Raw genomic sequence first — 15295 nt, 5'->3', positions numbered from 1 at the left:
GAGGCCGCCTCTCATTCAGCGCGCGGCGTTCGCGCGCTTCGCATAGCGGTCGCCCCAATCGGCCAGCGGCCCGAGTGCCGCATTGAGCGATGCACCGAGCTTCGTCTCCGAATATTCCACCCGCGGCGGCACCTCGTGGAACACCTCGCGGTGCACCAGGCCGTCCGCCTCCAACTCCCGCAATTGCTGGATCAGCATCTTCTCGCTGATGTCGGGCAAGAGGCGCCGCAGTTCGCCGAAGCGGCGCGCCTGCACGTGAAGCTCCCAGAGGATCACTGCTTTCCATTTGCCGCCGATGACTTCGAATGCGGGGCCGATGCCGCAGTTGTAGGGCTTCTTTGCCTTCATGAGCCGTTCCAATACATGCGTTTCGGTAAGTACCTCACTTTATGGTAGGTACTTGACTGTTGGCAAGTGGAATTCCTACGATGCAGGCATCAACACAACCTGCAAGATCTGCATTGGAATCGCCATGAGCAACAAGGAAGTTTCCGTTCTGGGCCTGGGCTCGATGGGCATTGCCATCGCACGGCTTTATCTCGACCAGGGCTACACGGTCACGGTGTGGAACCGCACGGCGGAGAAAGCCGATGCGCTGGTCGCGAAGGGCGCGGTGCGGGCGCGCAGCGCAGCCGAGGCGGTGCGCGCCGCCAGGACGGCAGTGATGTGCGTCTACGACTACCGCGCCGCCGAGGCCATCCTCGCGATGGATGGCGTCGCGGCGGCGATGGATGGCCGCCTGCTGGTCCAGCTGACCACCGGCAGCCCCCGCGACGCGCTCGCGGCCGAGGCCTGGGCCCATCGGCATGGCGCCAGCCATCTCGAAGGCGCGATCCAGGCCGCTCCGGACCAGATGGGGCAGCCCGACACGCCGATCCTCATGTCGGGCGCACAAGCTGCTTTCCGCGAGGCCGAGCCGCTGCTGAAGGCGTTGGGCGGCGGCATCGTGTACCTGGGTGAGAAGGCCAGCGCCGCGGCGGCCATGGACCTGGCGACGCTTTCCACCATCTATGGCACGCTGCTCGGGTTCATGCATGGCGCGCGCATCGCCGAGCACGAGGGGTTCGACGTGGCCGAGTACGGCCGCGTCGTGGCCGGGATCATGCCGACCTTCGCCGCCTTCCTTCAGCACGAGGGCGCCGTGATCCAGTCCGGCGATTTCACGGTCTCGCAGAGTCCGATGCGCATCTCGGTCGAGGCGACGCAGCGCATACTGCAGACGGCACAGGAGGCGGGCATCAGCACCGAATTCCCGGCTTTCGCCGCGGGCCTTTTCAAGCGCGCCGATGCGGCGGGGCTCGGCGGCGAGGAGATCGCGGCGCTGATCAAGCTGCTGCGCTGACACGGCGGGCGACCCACCCCAGCCCGTGCGGCGCACCCTGAAACCTCCTTCGGGGCACGGCCAAAAGGCGCGGTCAGGTCCAATTTGGGGCGACGATTTACACTACCCGGTTAGCCCCGGCGCCGTCTACAGGACACTTTCAACAATGAAGTGGGTCATTCTTGCCATCTTCGCGCTCAGCGCGCTCTACGTTCATTTCCGCGGCCAGGTCCGGCATCGTTTCTTCAGACAGCTGTCTGATCACTCGACCTTCCTGGCGCCGCTGAACGCCTTCATGTACATCTTCTCGAAGGTGCCGAGCACGCCGTACCTGTCGCCCGCGCAGTTCCCCGAGATGCGCGTGCTCGAGGAGAACTGGCAGGTCATCCGCGAAGAGGCGCTCGCCATGCGCAACGGCGGCAGCATCAAGGCCTCGAGCCAGTTCAACGACGTGGGCTTCAACTCCTTCTTCAAGAGCGGCTGGAAGCGCTTCTACCTGAAGTGGTATGACGAGGCGCATCCGTCGGCGGCCGTGCTTTGCCCGCGCACCACCGAATTGCTCAAGGGCATCGGCACCATCAAGGCGGCGATGTTCGCCGAGCTGCCGCCAGGCAGCCGCCTCGTGCGCCACCGCGATCCCTTCGCCGGTTCGTTGCGCTACCACCTGGGCCTGTGGACACCGGGCGTCGAGGGCTGCTACATCGACGTGGACGGCCAGCGCTACCACTGGCGCGACGGCGAGGCCGTGGTGTTCGATGAAACCTACATCCACTACGCCGAGAACACGACCGACCACGACCGCGTGATCCTGTTCTGCGACATCGAGCGTCCGCTGAAGTACCGCTGGGCCAGCGCCGTGAACCGCTGGTTCGCCAAGAACCTGCTCGCTGCCGCCAGTTCGCCCAACGAGGCCGGCGACAAGACGGGCGGCATCAACCGCGCGTTCAAGTACATCTACCAGATCCGCGTGATCGGCAAGCGGCTCAAGGCCTGGGACAAGCGGGTGTACTACCTCGTGAAATGGTCGATCTTCGGCGGCCTGGCGCTCTGGATCTTCTGGTAGGCGCAAGCCTGCCGCGCGGTGCCCGGCCACCACTGCCCGCCCATGTCCCTCGCAGACAAAGACCTGCCCCTGCCGATCGACCTTGCCAGCGCCCAGGCGCTGATCGAGGCCGTTCAGTCCGAAGCCTTGGCGCAGCGGCTCGCCCTGCGCGTGCCGCCGCCCGAGCCCACCACCTGCTGCGGGCGCGGCTGCAACGGCTGCGTGTGGGAAGGCTGGCTGGCCGCCGTGGCCTACTGGCGCGACGAGGCCGCGCTGCTGCTGACCGGCGGCGCGTGCACCGATGAACAACCGTCCTGACGGCCGCCTATGCACCCGGCGGCAGGGTGTGTGAGCTGACCCGGAACACGTGCTGCTCCGGATCGGCGAGCACGGCCTGCCACTGGCCGTAATAGGTGGCATAGGGTGCCTTCAGCACGCGGCCGCCGAGCGCCGCGGCCTGCGCCGAAGCGGCGTCGACGGCCGATGGCGTGTCGAGCATGAAGGTGGCATAGGCCGTGACGGGCGGCACCGTTTCGGCACCAGTACCGGGTGCGCGCTCGTCCAGGCCGAGCAGCGCATAGGCGGGCGGTGCGTTGAAGCCGAACTGCACGCCCTCGTGCTGCAGCGCGCGGTAGATCGGCGAACGGCTGTGCACCGCCTCGGGCCAACCGAGCAGCGCGGCGTAGAAGCGCATCTGCGACTCGATGTCGCGGCACAGCAGGTTGAACCAGAGCTTCATGGACTGGCCGCGGAAGTTGCGTCGGTCGCGCCTGTCTTCAGTCCGTAGGTCTTGCGGTACATCTCGCGCAGGTGCTCTCCCGCCGTGCAGGGCGCATGGCGCGGTGCTTCGCCGGCCGGCACCGTGCCCGGCACGGCCTCGATGCGCGCGAAGTAGCCGGGTTCGTAGAAGAAGGGAATCGAGTAGCGCGGCGCTCCGCCCGAATGCAGGTTGCGCACGCGGTGCGGGTTGGAGTGGTAGAGGCCGTTGGTCCAGCGCGGGATCATGTCGCCGAGGTTGACGACGAAGCAGCCCTCGACGGGCGTTGCGGGGACCCAGTCGCCGTCGGGCATGCAGACTTCCAGGCCGCCATGCGCGTCCTGCGCGAGGATGGTGATGGCGCCCCAGTCGGTGTGCGCGCCGGCGCCGAAGGTGCGTTCGTCCGCATCCACCGGATGGGCCGGGTAGCGGACCATGCGCAGCGTGACCATCGGGTCCGCGCTGGTCGCATCGAAGTAGTCCTCGGGCAGGCCCAGCGACAGCGCCATGAGCTGCATCAGTCGCGTCGAGAGCCCGAGCATCGTGCGGATGTAGGTCTCGCATTGCGCCGGCGCATCGGGCAGCTCGCTCGGCCACTGGTTGTGGCCGTAGGTCTGGTAGCCCGCGCGCACGTAGGGGTGGTCGTCGGGGTAGGCCATGCCGCAATAGAAGCTTTCCTTCAGGTCGGGACGGGCCGCGGCGTCGAGCGTCTGCGCGCCGATGTTCTCGAAGCCGCGCATGGTCGGCGAGAGCTGCATCGACAGCGCCTGCCGCCTTTGCTGCGGGAGCGCCATCAGCTGGTGCGCGACGCAGAACTGCCGTGCCACGAGCTCGCCGCTGACGCCGTGGTTGCGCACATAGAAGAAGCCCGAAGCCATGGCGGCGGCGCGCAGCTGTGCCGCCACCGCGGCGCTGCGCGCACCGCCCGGCGCGAGCGCCTCCTGCAGGTCGAGGATGGGGATCGACATGGCGCCTCAGGCCTTGAGCTTGCGGTCTGCCGCCGGCGGCAGAAAGCGCTCGGTCCAGAGCTGCTCGACCGGCGGGCTGCTCTTCAGGCCGAAGGCGCCGACCGTCTCGTCGATCGTGGCCTGCAGCCGCGCCGTGGAGGCGGCGCCCCAGCCATTGCTGCGGGTGTCGGGTGTCTTCATGGTGCCGTCGACGATCAGCTTCAGCCGCTCGTGCTCGATCTCCTCGCTGGCCAGCGGCTCTCGCGCCTTGATGGCGGCGGCACCCGCCTTCGGGTCGGCGATCGCCTCGATCCAGCCGCGCGTCGTGGCCTTGACGAAGGCCTTCATGGCATCGCCCTGCTCCTGCATGCTCTTCGCATTGGCCACCAGGCCGTTGCCGTACGACTTCATGCCGTGGTCGGAAAAGCGGAACACCGTGATCTGCTCCGGCCCCATGCCGCGGGCCTTGAGGTTGAGCAGGCCGGTGAAGAAGAAATAGGCCGAGGCGTCGAAGTCGCCCTTGACGAAGCGCGTGTCGCCGATGTCGGGCGCGACGTTCTCCCACTTGACGCCCGACGGGTCGAAGCCTTGCGCCTTGGCGAAGGCGGGAAACAGTTTGCGCGAAGCATTGAAGGGCTGGCCGAGGATGGCTTTGCCCGCCAGGTCGGCCGGCTTGGCGATCGGCCCGCCCTTGCGCACCAGGATCGCATTGGGATTCAGGTCGTACTGGATCGCGACGGCCTTGAGCCCGGCGCCCGGGTTGTTGACGTTGAACTCGATCATGGTCGCGAGGTCGGCCGACGCGCAGTCGTAGGCGCCGCTGCCGACCAGGCTGATCGCCGACGCCGAGCCGTTGCCGGTGTCGATCGCCACGTCGAGCCCGGCGTCCTTGTAATAGCCGCGCTGCTGCGCGAGCAGGAAGCCGGCGCCGGAGGCTTCGATCTTCCAGCCGAGGTTGAACTTGAATTTCTGAAGCGAGCCCTGGGCGCGCACGAAGGGCGTGGCGGCGACGAGGGCGGTGGCGCCGGCCGCGTGCAGGAGGGAACGACGTTGCATGAATGAAAACACTCCGTAGGCGTTGGAAAAAAGGACACCGGAAGCAGCGCGTGCGTGCTGCCTCCAGAGCAATTTCCGGCCGAAGCGCGGAGAAGCCGCACCGTCATCGGGCGTCTTCACGGCGAAACGGTGAACGCTTCTACTCCGTGGAGGGTTTTGCAGGTTTCGTGCCAGCAGCCCTCATGCGCCGCGGCTTTCCCAGAAGCCGCGGTGGGTGGCGATCATTTCTTCCGCCACTTCGGGCACGGGGCCGATCACCTCGATCTTCTTCTGTCCGCGCGCGAACACTTCGCGGCAGGGCAGGCTCAGCGTGGGGTTCTCGGGGTGGTCGCCCGTGAGTGCGAGCAGGGCGCTTTCTTCCGCGCCGTAGACGATGCGGCCGATGTGCGCCCAGTAGCCGGTGCCCGCACACATCGCGCAAGGCTCGAAGGTCGTCACCAGGGTGCATTGCCACAAATAGTCGGCCGGCCAGTTCTGAGCGGCATGGCGCGCCAGCGTGGCTTCGGCGTGGTTCACCGTGTCGATGTTGCCCTGCTCGGCCAGGATGGTTTCGCCGTCGGGCGCAACGAGCACTGCGCCGAAGGGATGGCGGCCCATGGCCATGGCGCGGCGGGCCACCTCGTCGGCGCGTCGCAGCGCGCGGATGATCTGGTCGCGTGTCATGCGTCGCGCATCATTGGTTCTGCGAACCGCGGTGCGCCCAGCCGGTCGTGTGCTTCTCGACCACGCTGAAAAGCTCGTACATCAGCATGGCCATCGCGCCCACCACCATCAGGCCCGCGAAGGCCAGGCCCATCTGCATGGCCGATCCGGCCGAAATGAGCAGGTAGCCGATGCCTTCGTTGGCCGCGGTCATCTCGCTCACCGTGGTGCCGACGAACGCCAGCGTGATCGCCACCTTGAGCGAGCCGAAGAAGTAGGGCATGGAGCGCGGCAGGCCGATCTTCATGAGCACGTCCCAGCGCTTGGCGCCGAGCACGCGCAGCACGTCTTCGAGCTCGGGCTCCAGCGTGGCAAGGCCGGTGGCGATGTTGACCATGATCGGGAAGAAGCTGATCAAAAAGGCCGTGAGGATTGCCGGGCCCACGCCAATGCCGAACCACACCACGAGGATGGGCACGAAGGCTGCCTTGGGCAGTGCGTTGAAGGCCGTCATCAGCGGATAGATCGCCGCATAGGCGATGCGCGAACTCCCGATCACGAAGCCCAGCAGCACACCCACCACAATGGCCAGGCCGAAGCCCGCCATCGTGACCCAGAAGGTGCGCCACGCATGGCCCGCGATGATTTCCTTGAACTCCCAGAACTGGGTCCAGATGCGCAGCGGGCTCGGAAAGATGAAGTCCGAGACGCCGAAGCCCGCGCAGATCACCTGCCACAGCAGGATCACGGCCACGAGCAGCAGCCAGGGCGACCAGCGTTCGATTTGCTTGGTGTTCTTCATGGCGCGCCTTCAGTGAGACACCGCAGCGGCCGTTTGCGCCGCGCTGATGCCCGTGTTGCGGATGGCGCCGATGTGGCCGCGCAGCTCCAGCACGATGTCGGTGAACTCCTTGGTGTAGGTGAGCTCCAGTTCGCGCGGGCGCGGCAGCTCGATCTCGCGTTTGACCACGAAGCGGCCGGGGCTCTTGCTCATCACGTACACCGTGTCGGCCAGGAACACCGATTCGCGCAGGTCGTGCGTCACCAGGATGACGTTGAACTGCTGCTCGGTCCAGAGGTCGCGCAGGATGCACCAGAGCTCCTCGCGCGTGAAGGCGTCGAGCGCGCCGAAGGGCTCGTCGAGCAGCAGCATCTTGGGTTCGTGGATGAGCGCGCGGCAGATGCTCGCGCGCTGCTGCATGCCGCCGGAGAGCTGCCACGGGAACTTGTCCTCGTAGCCCGCGAGGCCCACCTTCTGCAGCAGCTTGCGCGCTCGCTCGACGTATTCCTTGCGCTTGGCCTTGAAGTTCGAGCGATAAGGCTCGACGATCTCGAGCGGCAGCAGCACGTTGTCGACCGTGGTGCGCCACGGCAGCAGCGAAGGCGCCTGAAAGGCCATGCCCGAGATCTTGAGCGGCCCGGTCACAGGCTGGCCGTCGATGCGGATCTTGCCCATCGAGGGCATCTTGAGGCCCGTGGTGAGCTTCATGAAGGTCGACTTGCCGCAGCCCGAAGGCCCGACGATGGCAATGAACTCCCCGCGCTTGACCTTCAGGTCGATGGCTTCGACCGCGAAGTGGTTCTCGCGCAGGAGCTCTTCGTTGTAGGCGAGCCAGACGTCCTGGAAGTCGACGAAGGAAGCAGCGGCCGCGTTCGATGCGTCCGCCATCACTTGCGCAGCACGCCGTTGAGTTCGGCCGCGGGCGGCAGCAGCGCGGCGGTCCACACGGCGTCGGGGCTCACGCGGGTCTTGGTGTTGAATGCGTCCGACACCTGCGAGGCCATCAGCGACATGCGGCCGGCATTGACCGTGCCGAAGCCTTCGCTGCGCGCGTCGGCGCTGTTGATCACGGTGTCGATGGCCAGCTGCAGGCGGCGGGTTTCGAGCTTGCTGTCGATGATGCCGTCGCGCGCCTTGACCGATTCGATGGCCACCGCCGGATTGGCGATCACTTCCTTCGCGCCCTTGGCAAAGGCCGAGAGGAATTTCTTCACCGCTTCCGGGTTCTCCTTGATGAGCTTGGGCGACGCGATGATCACGTTGCCGTAGAGCTTCACGCCGTAGTCGGGGTAGGGCAGCACGACGATGTCGGCGGCCTTGGCGCCGCGCGCCTCCAGGTTCAGCAGCGAGGTGAAGGTGAAGCCGGTGATCGCGTCGATGTCGCCGCGGATCAGCATGGTTTCGCGCAGCGTCGGGTCCATGGCGGTCCAGTTGACCGCGCCGATGTTGTTGGCCTTGGCAAAGATCGGGAACGCGCGGCGGCCCGCGTCGAACACCGGCGCACCGAGCTTCTTGCCGGCCAGGTCGGCCGGCTTGGCAATGCCGCTCTTCTTGAGCGCCATGACCGAGGCCGGCGTGTTGTTGTAGACCATCATCACCGCGACCGGCTTGTTGGGGCTGTCGGGGTTGTTGGCGTGGAATTCCATCAGCGCGGCGAGGTCGGCAAAGCCCATGTCGTAGGCGCCCGAGGCCACGCGCGTGACCGTGCCGCCCGAGCCGTTGCCCGCGTCGATGGTCACGTCGAGGCCTGCGGCCTTGAAGTAGCCCTTGGCGGCAGGATGCAGGAACAGGGCGGCCGGTCCTTCGAAGCGCCAGTCGAGCTGGAACTTGATCGGCGTCGTGGGCTGGGCCAGGGCCGAGGAAAGGCCGAAGCTGAGGGCCGAGGCGGCGAGGAAGGACTGGAGCAGTTGGCGCTTGTTCATGCGGGATCCGTTGTAGGTGAATGCTTCTGCATTCAAGCAAAAACGGTGCCCGCACGCGATTGGTGCGAACCCTTCCGCGGAACTGTTGCGGTGCGCAACTGGGGCAATGGCGCACCCTCCTTGGGAGTTCTCGCAGGTTTCAGCCAAAAGAAGCGTGAAGGTTGAACCAGCATGGGGCGCCGGCGTGCCTGCCGGCCCGCGCGGCGCCTTGGCTCAGAGCGCCGCGCCGATCTTGCGCAGCTCTGCGATCTGCGGCGCCTTGGGCAGCCAGATCTTGTCGAACTCCGCGATGATCGGCGCGGGGTTGTAGCCGGCGTCGCTCTTGATGGCGATGCCGCTGGCCTTGAACTTGTCGATCAGGCCGAGCTCGGTGGTCACGATGTCCCTGATCTGTGCGTCGAGCGACTGCTTGACCAGATCTGTGATGAGTGCCTTGTCCTTGCCGTCGAGCGTCTGCCAGATGCGGCCCGACACCAGCGGGGCGAAGGGCATGAACAGCGCGTTCATCGGCAGCATCGTCTTGGCCACGCGGTCGAAGCGCTGGTTCCACGAGAACTCGATGTCCGCTTCGAGCCCGTCGACCTGGCCGTTCGACATGGCGTCGAAAACGGCCGGCGTCGGAATGGGCGTGGGCGCGGCGCCGAGCAGCTGGTAGAAGTCGCGGTACACCGGCGTCGGGTTGATGCGCAGCTTCATGCCCTTGAGGTCGGTGGGCGTGGAGATGGGCTTGGTCGCGAACACCACGCGCATGCCGGTGATGCCCCAGCCCAGGCCGATGGTGCCGGTCTCGCGCGGCAGCACGTCGAGCAGCTTCAGCGCGGCGGGCGTGCGTACCAGCGAGGCCACGTTGGTGGTCGAGCGCACGAGGTAGGGGGCGTTGATGGCCGCCACGCTGGCCACGCGCGAGCCGAGTTCGGCCGCCTGGATCCAGCCCATGTCCAGGGCGCCGGACTGCAGCTGCTGCATCATGGCCGACTCGTTGCCGAGCTGGCCCGAATGGAACACCGTGGCGCTCAGGCGGCCCTCGGTGGCTTTCTTGAGCGCTTCGCCGAAGCTCAGCGCGGCGCGGTTCCACGAGTGGCCGGCCGGCGTGATGAGGCCGAGGCGGAATTCCTTGGCGGCCGCCGCGCGCGACACGGTGCCGAAGAGGGCGGACGACGCGGCGGCGGTACCGGCTGCGGCCTGGACGAATTTGCGGCGAGAGAGGGACATGCGGGGGCTCCGGGTTGAGTGAAGGGAAAAAGGGGGCGCCTGCCTGATCTACTTGAGCAGGGCCAGCGAAAGGCTCGGGAACAGCGACAGCAGCACCAGTGCGGCGCAGCAGATCAGGAAGAACGGCAGGGTGACGATGAACATCTTTCCCGGCTTGGCGCCGGTCACGGCGGAGGCCACGAAAAAGCTCAGGCCCACGGGCGGCGTCATCAGCCCCAGCACGAGGTTGATCACCACCACCACGCCGAAGTGGCGCGGGTCGATGCCGTAGATCTCGGTGGCAATGGGCAGCAGGATGGGCACCGTCATGATCAGCCCCGGAATGCCGTCGATCACGGTGCCGATCACCAGCAGGATCAGGTTCACCAGCAGCAGGAACGCGATCGGGTCTTTCGCCACGGTCTGGATCCAGGCGGCCGTGGCTTGCGGCACCTTGCCGTAGATCAGCAGCCACGAGAACACCGCCGCCGCGGCCACCAGGAACAGCACCACCGCCGAGTAGATCGCCGACTTCAGCAGGATCTGAGGAATCATCGCGAAGCGGAATTCCTTCGTGACGTAGCGGCCCACCAGCACCGCGGCCACCGCGCCCACGGCGGCCGCCTCGGTCGGGTTGGCGAAGCCGCCGAGGATCGAGCCGACGATCACGATGGGGATCAGCAGCGTCGGGCAGGCCGTGAGCATCGTGTGCAGGCGCTGCCGGATGGTGCGCTTCTCGGTGCGCGGGTAGTTGTAGACCAGCCCCATGCACGCAATCACGATGAAGAACAGCACCGTGAGGATCACGCCGGGGATGATGCCGGCAATGAGCATGTCGCCCACCGCCACCTGCGCGAGCACGCTGTACACCACGAACATCACCGAGGGCGGAATGATCGGCCCCAGCATGCCGCCATACACCGTGATGCCGGCCGCAAATGTCTTGTCGTAGCCCTGCTTCTCCATCTCCGGCACCATGATCTGGCTCATGATGGCGACCTGCGCGGTGGCCGAGCCGATGATCGACGACACCAGCATGTTGGCCAGGATGTTCACGTAGGCGAGGCCGCCCTTCACCGAGCCGATGAAGGCCAGCGCGAGGTCGACCAGCCGCTTCGTGATGCCGCCGCCGTTCATGATCTCGCCGATCAGGATGAACAGCGGAATCGCAATGAGGCTGTAGCTGTCGACGCCGCCGAACATCTGCACCGGGAACGACTGGAACAGCACCGTGTCGCCGGAGTTGAGGATGTAGACGATGCCTGCAAGGCACAGGCAGGCGCCGATCGGCACGCCCACCAGCATGATCGCGAGGAAGAAGAGGGAGGTCAGCATTTCAGTTCACCGCGTCTGCGTTGGTGACATGGAACTCGGTGTGCGTGCGCCTGGGCTGCAGGCCGAGGTCTTCGATGAGGTTGGACAGCGCATGCAGGCTGAGGGTGAGCGAGAAGACCGGCAGGATCAGCTGGATGGCCCAGGTCGGCCAGTTCAGCGTCTGCGTGCGCTCGGTGTAGAGAAAGTTGAAGGATTCGGCCGCGTACTCCTTGGCATCGAAACCCCAGCGCACGATGCCCACCGGGTCCATGTAGAGCCAGCACATCGCCAGCAGCGCGAGACCCAGCAGCAGCACGCCCCCGGAGGCGGTGGCCTTGGCGACGCGCACGGCCTTCTCGCCGAGCTTGTCGGTGAGCAGCGTCACTGCAAAGTCCAGCCGCAGCCGCGTCATCGCCGAGGCACCGATGAAGGTGAGCCACACCACGCAATAGACGGAAGCTTCGTCGACCCAGTAGAGCGGCACGCCGCCATAGCGCGTGACCACGTTCAACAGCACCAGCACGATGAGCAGGCCCATCAGGCCCGAGAGCAGGCGGCGTTCGCAGCGCAGCACGAAGTCGGACGCATCGAGCACCTGGCGGGAGAAGCCCCCGCGTTCCAAGGCGTGTTCTTCCATGGTGAGAAAGAGAAGGGCGCGCCCTTCAGGCAACCGACTGGTACTGCGCCGGCCGCGTGGCCAGCGCCTGCTTCACGATGGCCTCGATGGCCGCGCGCTCCTGGCCGATGAGCGGCAGCCGCGGGCGGCGCATGTGCTCGCTGCCCACGCCCACCAGCACGTCGATCAGCTTCAGGTTCTGCACCAGCTTGGTCGACACGTCCAGGTGCAGCATCGGCGTCATCCACTGGTACAGCTTCAGCGCCTCGGCGAATTTCCCGGCCTTCATCAGGTCGTACAGCGCCACCGTCTCGCGCGGGAACGCGCAGCCCACCCCGGCCAGCAGGCCGTCGCAGCCCAGCGCCAGCCCTTCATAGGCCAGGTCGTCCACCCCCAGGAACAGCTGGTAGCGATCGCCCACCGTGTTGCGCAGGTCCGTGATGCGGCGGATGTCGTCCGAGCTCTCCTTGATGGCCGCGATCCATTCGCAGTCCGCCAGCTCCAGCATGTGCTCGGGCTTCAGGTCCACCCGGTAGGCCACCGGGTTGTTGTAGACCATGATGGGTTTTTGCGCCGCATGGGCGATGGTGCGCACGTTGAGCATCGCCTCGCGCGCATCGGCCACGTAGATCACCGAGGGCATCACCATGAAGCCGGCGACGCCGAGCTGGTTGGCCCCGTCCACGTACCGCAGCGCCTCGCGCGTGCTGGTTTCCGACACATTGGCCAGCACGGGGATGCGGCCGTCGGCCGCTTCCAGGGCGATCTTCGCCACCTGCAGCTTTTCTTCGAGCGTGAGCGTGCTGGCCTCGCCCAGCGAGCCGCAGGTGACGAGGCCGTGGATGCCGTTGCGGATCTGGAAGTCGATGTGCCGCGCGGTGCCTTCGGCATCGATGCTTTCGTCGGCGTGGAACTTGGTGGTGATGGCGGGGAAGATGCCTTGCCAGCGGGGATTGCTCATGAGGTGCTTCTGGAAGTCGAGGAAGGTTGACGAAGGGCCTGGAGGGTCGTGGTTTCTTTAAATATATTAATAAGATATTTAAGATATCCGCTCAGGGTATTAGCAGATTGCATGCCAGCCGAAAAGATGATGAGCGGGCGAAAACGGTGCATACACCGACCGGCCCGCAATGAAAAACGCCCCGCTGCGTGCTGCAGCGGGGCGTCGGTTCAGGGAAAGCGGAAGCGGCCTACTTCAGCGCGGTCGTCGCGTTCGCCACCGCCAGCGCCGTCATGTTGACCACGCGCCGCACGGTCGACGACGGCGTGAGCACATGCGCCGAGCCCGCGGCCCCCAGCAGGATCGGGCCGACCGTGATGCCGTTGGCGCCCGTCATCTTCAGCACGTTGTAGAGGATGTGGGCCGAGTCGAGGTTCGGGCACACGAGCAGGTTGGCCTCGCCGGTGAGCGTGGTCTCGGGCAGGGCGGTGCGGCGCACTTCTTCCGACAGCGCCGCGTCGCCGTGCATCTCGCCGTCGCATTCGATGTCGGGCGCCATCTGCGCGAACAGGTCGCGCGCGAGCCGCATCTTGCGTGCCGAGCCGCGGCTCGAGGTGCCGTAGTTCGAGTGCGAGAGAAAGGCCACCTTCGGCGGCAGCCCGAAGCGGCGCACCTCTTCGGCCGCCATCAACGCAATGCTCGCCAGCAGCTCGGCGCTCGGGTCTTCGTTCACGTTGGTGTCGGTGATGAACACCGTGCGCTTCTCGAGCGTGAGCGCGTTGAGCGTGGCGAAGCCCGGCGCGCCGCGCTTCAGGCCGATCAGGTTGCGGATGTGCTCCAGGTGCACATCGAAGCGCCCGACCAGGCCGCAGATCATGGCGTCGGCATCGCCCAGGTGCATCATCAGTGCCGCGATGGTGGTGTTGGAGCGGCGCACCATGGTCTTGGCGGCCTCGGGCGTGACGCCGCGGCGGCCCATGAGCTTGTGGAAGCTCTCCCAGTAGATGCGAAAGCGCGGATCGTCCTCGGGATTGACGATCTCGAAGTCGGTGCCTGCGCGGATATGCAGGCCGGCCTTCTGGATGCGCGCCTCGATCACGGCCGGGCGCCCCACCAGGATGGGCTGGGCCAGGCCTTCGTCGATGGCCCACTGCGCGGCGCGCAGCACGCGCTCGTCCTCGCCCTCGGCGTAGGCCACGCGCTTGGACGCGGCGATCTTGGCGGCGCCGAACACCGGCCGCATGAACATGCTGGTCTGGTAGACGAAGCGCGTCAGGTGCTGGCGGTAGGCATCCATGTCCTCGATGGGGCGCGTGGCCACGCCCGAGGCGGCGGCCGCCTTGGCCACGGCCGGCGCGATACGCAGGATGAGCCGCGAATCGAAGGGCTTCGGAATGATGTAGTCGGGCCCGAAGGACAGCTCCTGCCCGGCATAGGCCGTGGCCACTTCCTCGCTGATGTCGGCCTTGGTGAGTTCGGCGATCTCGCGCACGCAGGCCAGCTTCATTTCCTCCGTGATCTTGCTGGCGCCGCAGTCGAGCGCCCCGCGGAAGATGTACGGGAAGCACAGCACGTTGTTGACCTGGTTCGGGTAGTCCGAGCGGCCGGTGGCGATGATGCAGTCGGGCCGCACCGCCTTGGCGAGTTCGGGCCGGATCTCGGGCTCGGGGTTGGCCAGCGCCAGGATGATCGGCTGGCCGGCCATGGTCTTCACCATGTCGGCGCTCATCACGCCGGGCGCGGAACAGCCCAGGAACACATCGGCGTCCTTCACCACGTCGGCCAGGGTGCGGGCGCCGGTGTCTTTCTGGGCGTAGCGTGCCTTGGATTCGTCGAAGCCGCCCGCGCGGCCCATGTAGATCAGGCCCTTGGAGTCGCAGGCGTAGATGTTGGCGGGCTTGGCGCCCAGGCCCACCATCACGTCGAGGCAGGCAATGGCGGCCGCGCCGGCGCCGGAGACGGCGATCTTCACCTCCTCGATCTTCTTGCCGACCAGTTCGAGGCCGTTGATGAGCGCCGCGGCCGAGATGATGGCCGTGCCGTGCTGGTCGTCATGGAACACCGGGATGTTCATTCGCTCGCGCAGCTTCTTCTCGATGTAGAAGCACTCGGGCGCCTTGATGTCCTCGAGGTTGATGCCGCCCAGCGTGGGCTCGAGCGCCGCGATGATCTCGACCAGCTTGTCGGGGTCGTTCTCGGCCAGTTCGATGTCGAACACGTCGATGCCGGCAAATTTCTTGAACAGGCAGCCCTTGCCCTCCATCACGGGCTTGGCGGCCAGCGGGCCGATGTTGCCCAGGCCCAGCACGGCGGTGCCGTTGGTGACGACGCCCACCAGGTTGCCGCGCGCGGTGAACTCGGCCGCCATCGACGGATCGGCCGCGATGTCGAGGCAGGGGTAGGCCACGCCGGGCGAATAGGCCAGCGACAGGTCGCGCTGGTTCAGCAGCGGCTTGGTCGGGCTGATGGAAATCTTGCCCTTGACGGGCGAGCGGTGGTATTCGCGCGCTGCTTCGCGAAGTGCTTCTTCGGCGGGTGACAGGGGAGCAGCCATGAAAAGTCTCCTTGTTTCTGACGGGCAATGAGGCTACCGCAAAAAGTGCCGCATCCTCAGCGGGTGGGCACGGGTTTTTGGTGCGGCGGGCGTGAATTCCCGGCATGCCGACTCGCTAAACTCCCGGCTGTTACCAAGTTTTAACTCTTGGCCAACACCCCGTGCGTCGGCCTGGCGGCCGGCCACCATCAACAACGAAGAACGACCCAGGA

The 15295-nt window shown here is 66.4% G+C and carries 16 protein-coding genes; 3 read left to right on the top strand and 13 right to left on the bottom strand.

All coding sequences use genetic code 11. The features are described from left to right. Positions 1-15: 15 nt before the first annotated feature. The gene (locus VAPA_RS20310; RefSeq protein ID WP_021008639.1) at positions 16-348 is read right to left on the bottom strand and encodes a winged helix-turn-helix transcriptional regulator; all 333 of its coding nucleotides are present in this window, start codon (positions 346-348) and stop codon (positions 16-18) included. 124 nt (positions 349-472) lie between these two features. Between VAPA_RS20310 and VAPA_RS20305 the strand changes: the two genes are divergently transcribed. The 3 genes from VAPA_RS20305 to VAPA_RS20295 all read left to right on the top strand — a co-directional run bounded on the left by VAPA_RS20305 (position 473) and on the right by VAPA_RS20295 (position 2681). Beyond that, positions 473-1342 carry an NAD(P)-dependent oxidoreductase gene (locus VAPA_RS20305; RefSeq protein ID WP_021008638.1) on the top strand — a complete coding sequence of 290 codons (870 nt, stop codon included), beginning with the start codon at positions 473-475 and terminating at the stop codon, positions 1340-1342. Between the two features lie 145 nt (positions 1343-1487). Next, the gene (gene lpxO / locus VAPA_RS20300; protein WP_021008637.1) at positions 1488-2384 is read left to right on the top strand and encodes a lipid A hydroxylase LpxO; all 897 of its coding nucleotides are present in this window, start codon (positions 1488-1490) and stop codon (positions 2382-2384) included. A 42-nt stretch (positions 2385-2426) separates the two neighbouring features. Further along, on the top strand, positions 2427-2681 hold the full coding sequence (locus VAPA_RS20295; RefSeq protein ID WP_021008636.1) for an oxidoreductase-like domain-containing protein: 255 nt from the start codon (positions 2427-2429) through the stop codon (positions 2679-2681). Positions 2682-2688: 7 nt separating this feature from the next. On the opposite strand, the gene VAPA_RS20290 is transcribed toward VAPA_RS20295, so the two are convergent. The 12 genes from VAPA_RS20290 to VAPA_RS20235 form a co-directional block, all read right to left on the bottom strand. Further along, on the bottom strand, positions 2689-3102 hold the full coding sequence (locus tag VAPA_RS20290) for a VOC family protein (protein ID WP_021008635.1): 414 nt from the start codon (positions 3100-3102) through the stop codon (positions 2689-2691). Continuing rightward, positions 3099-4088, bottom strand: a complete 990-nt coding sequence (locus VAPA_RS20285) for an isopenicillin N synthase family dioxygenase (protein WP_021008634.1) — start codon at positions 4086-4088, stop codon at positions 3099-3101. The genes VAPA_RS20290 and VAPA_RS20285 overlap by 4 nt, the downstream gene beginning before the upstream one ends. A 6-nt stretch (positions 4089-4094) precedes the next feature. Continuing rightward, on the bottom strand, positions 4095-5123 hold the full coding sequence (locus tag VAPA_RS20280) for an ABC transporter substrate-binding protein (protein WP_021008633.1): 1029 nt from the start codon (positions 5121-5123) through the stop codon (positions 4095-4097). Positions 5124-5303: 180 nt separating this feature from the next. Further along, the gene (locus tag VAPA_RS20275; protein WP_021008632.1) at positions 5304-5786 is read right to left on the bottom strand and encodes a nucleoside deaminase; all 483 of its coding nucleotides are present in this window, start codon (positions 5784-5786) and stop codon (positions 5304-5306) included. 10 nt (positions 5787-5796) lie between these two features. Further along, positions 5797-6567, bottom strand: a complete 771-nt coding sequence (locus VAPA_RS20270) for an ABC transporter permease (RefSeq protein ID WP_021008631.1) — start codon at positions 6565-6567, stop codon at positions 5797-5799. A 9-nt stretch (positions 6568-6576) separates the two neighbouring features. Continuing rightward, positions 6577-7434 carry an ABC transporter ATP-binding protein gene (locus VAPA_RS20265; RefSeq protein ID WP_021008630.1) on the bottom strand — a complete coding sequence of 286 codons (858 nt, stop codon included), beginning with the start codon at positions 7432-7434 and terminating at the stop codon, positions 6577-6579. Next, positions 7434-8468, bottom strand: coding sequence for an ABC transporter substrate-binding protein (locus tag VAPA_RS20260; RefSeq protein WP_021008629.1), 1035 nt, complete (start codon positions 8466-8468; stop codon positions 7434-7436). The genes VAPA_RS20265 and VAPA_RS20260 overlap by 1 nt, the downstream gene beginning before the upstream one ends. 213 nt (positions 8469-8681) lie before the next feature. Continuing rightward, positions 8682-9680 carry a TRAP transporter substrate-binding protein gene (locus VAPA_RS20255; protein ID WP_021008628.1) on the bottom strand — a complete coding sequence of 333 codons (999 nt, stop codon included), beginning with the start codon at positions 9678-9680 and terminating at the stop codon, positions 8682-8684. 48 nt (positions 9681-9728) lie between these two features. Beyond that, positions 9729-10994, bottom strand: coding sequence for a TRAP transporter large permease (locus tag VAPA_RS20250; protein ID WP_021008627.1), 1266 nt, complete (start codon positions 10992-10994; stop codon positions 9729-9731). 1 nt (position 10995) lies between these two features. Continuing rightward, complete coding sequence (locus tag VAPA_RS20245) at positions 10996-11610, bottom strand: TRAP transporter small permease (RefSeq protein ID WP_021008626.1); 615 nt, start codon at positions 11608-11610, stop codon at positions 10996-10998. A gap of 25 nt (positions 11611-11635) precedes the next feature. Beyond that, a complete protein-coding gene (locus tag VAPA_RS20240) occupies positions 11636-12550 on the bottom strand; it encodes a dihydrodipicolinate synthase family protein (protein ID WP_021008625.1) in 915 nt (304 codons plus the stop codon). 229 nt (positions 12551-12779) lie between these two features. Further along, positions 12780-15083, bottom strand: a complete 2304-nt coding sequence (locus VAPA_RS20235; RefSeq protein WP_021008624.1) for an NADP-dependent malic enzyme — start codon at positions 15081-15083, stop codon at positions 12780-12782. Between the last annotated feature and the right edge of the window lie 212 nt (positions 15084-15295).

The organism is Variovorax paradoxus B4 (genome assembly GCF_000463015.1).
GTDB lineage: Bacteria > Pseudomonadota > Gammaproteobacteria > Burkholderiales > Burkholderiaceae_C > Variovorax > Variovorax paradoxus_E.
This window is presented reverse-complemented; position numbering and strand designations above follow the sequence as displayed.

Bases quoted from the DNA above. Each gene is read 5' to 3' on its own strand.
- VAPA_RS20285 (WP_021008634.1), bottom strand. From the start codon at position 4,088: ATGTCGATCCCCATCCTCGACCTGCAGGAGGCGCTCGCGCCGGGCGGT.
- VAPA_RS20245 (WP_021008626.1), bottom strand. From the start codon at position 11,610: ATGGAAGAACACGCCTTGGAACGCGGGGGCTTCTCCCGCCAGGTGCTC.
- VAPA_RS20270 (WP_021008631.1), bottom strand. From the start codon at position 6,567: ATGAAGAACACCAAGCAAATCGAACGCTGGTCGCCCTGGCTGCTGCTC.
- VAPA_RS20250 (WP_021008627.1), bottom strand. From the start codon at position 10,994: ATGCTGACCTCCCTCTTCTTCCTCGCGATCATGCTGGTGGGCGTGCCG.
- VAPA_RS20275 (WP_021008632.1), bottom strand. From the start codon at position 5,786: ATGACACGCGACCAGATCATCCGCGCGCTGCGACGCGCCGACGAGGTG.
- VAPA_RS20280 (WP_021008633.1), bottom strand. From the start codon at position 5,123: ATGCAACGTCGTTCCCTCCTGCACGCGGCCGGCGCCACCGCCCTCGTC.
- VAPA_RS20265 (WP_021008630.1), bottom strand. From the start codon at position 7,434: ATGGCGGACGCATCGAACGCGGCCGCTGCTTCCTTCGTCGACTTCCAG.
- VAPA_RS20260 (WP_021008629.1), bottom strand. From the start codon at position 8,468: ATGAACAAGCGCCAACTGCTCCAGTCCTTCCTCGCCGCCTCGGCCCTC.
- VAPA_RS20310 (WP_021008639.1), bottom strand. From the start codon at position 348: ATGAAGGCAAAGAAGCCCTACAACTGCGGCATCGGCCCCGCATTCGAA.
- VAPA_RS20240 (WP_021008625.1), bottom strand. From the start codon at position 12,550: ATGAGCAATCCCCGCTGGCAAGGCATCTTCCCCGCCATCACCACCAAG.
- VAPA_RS20255 (WP_021008628.1), bottom strand. From the start codon at position 9,680: ATGTCCCTCTCTCGCCGCAAATTCGTCCAGGCCGCAGCCGGTACCGCC.
- lpxO (WP_021008637.1), top strand. From the start codon at position 1,488: ATGAAGTGGGTCATTCTTGCCATCTTCGCGCTCAGCGCGCTCTACGTT.
- VAPA_RS20305 (WP_021008638.1), top strand. From the start codon at position 473: ATGAGCAACAAGGAAGTTTCCGTTCTGGGCCTGGGCTCGATGGGCATT.
- VAPA_RS20295 (WP_021008636.1), top strand. From the start codon at position 2,427: ATGTCCCTCGCAGACAAAGACCTGCCCCTGCCGATCGACCTTGCCAGC.
- VAPA_RS20235 (WP_021008624.1), bottom strand. From the start codon at position 15,083: ATGGCTGCTCCCCTGTCACCCGCCGAAGAAGCACTTCGCGAAGCAGCG.
- VAPA_RS20290 (WP_021008635.1), bottom strand. From the start codon at position 3,102: ATGAAGCTCTGGTTCAACCTGCTGTGCCGCGACATCGAGTCGCAGATG.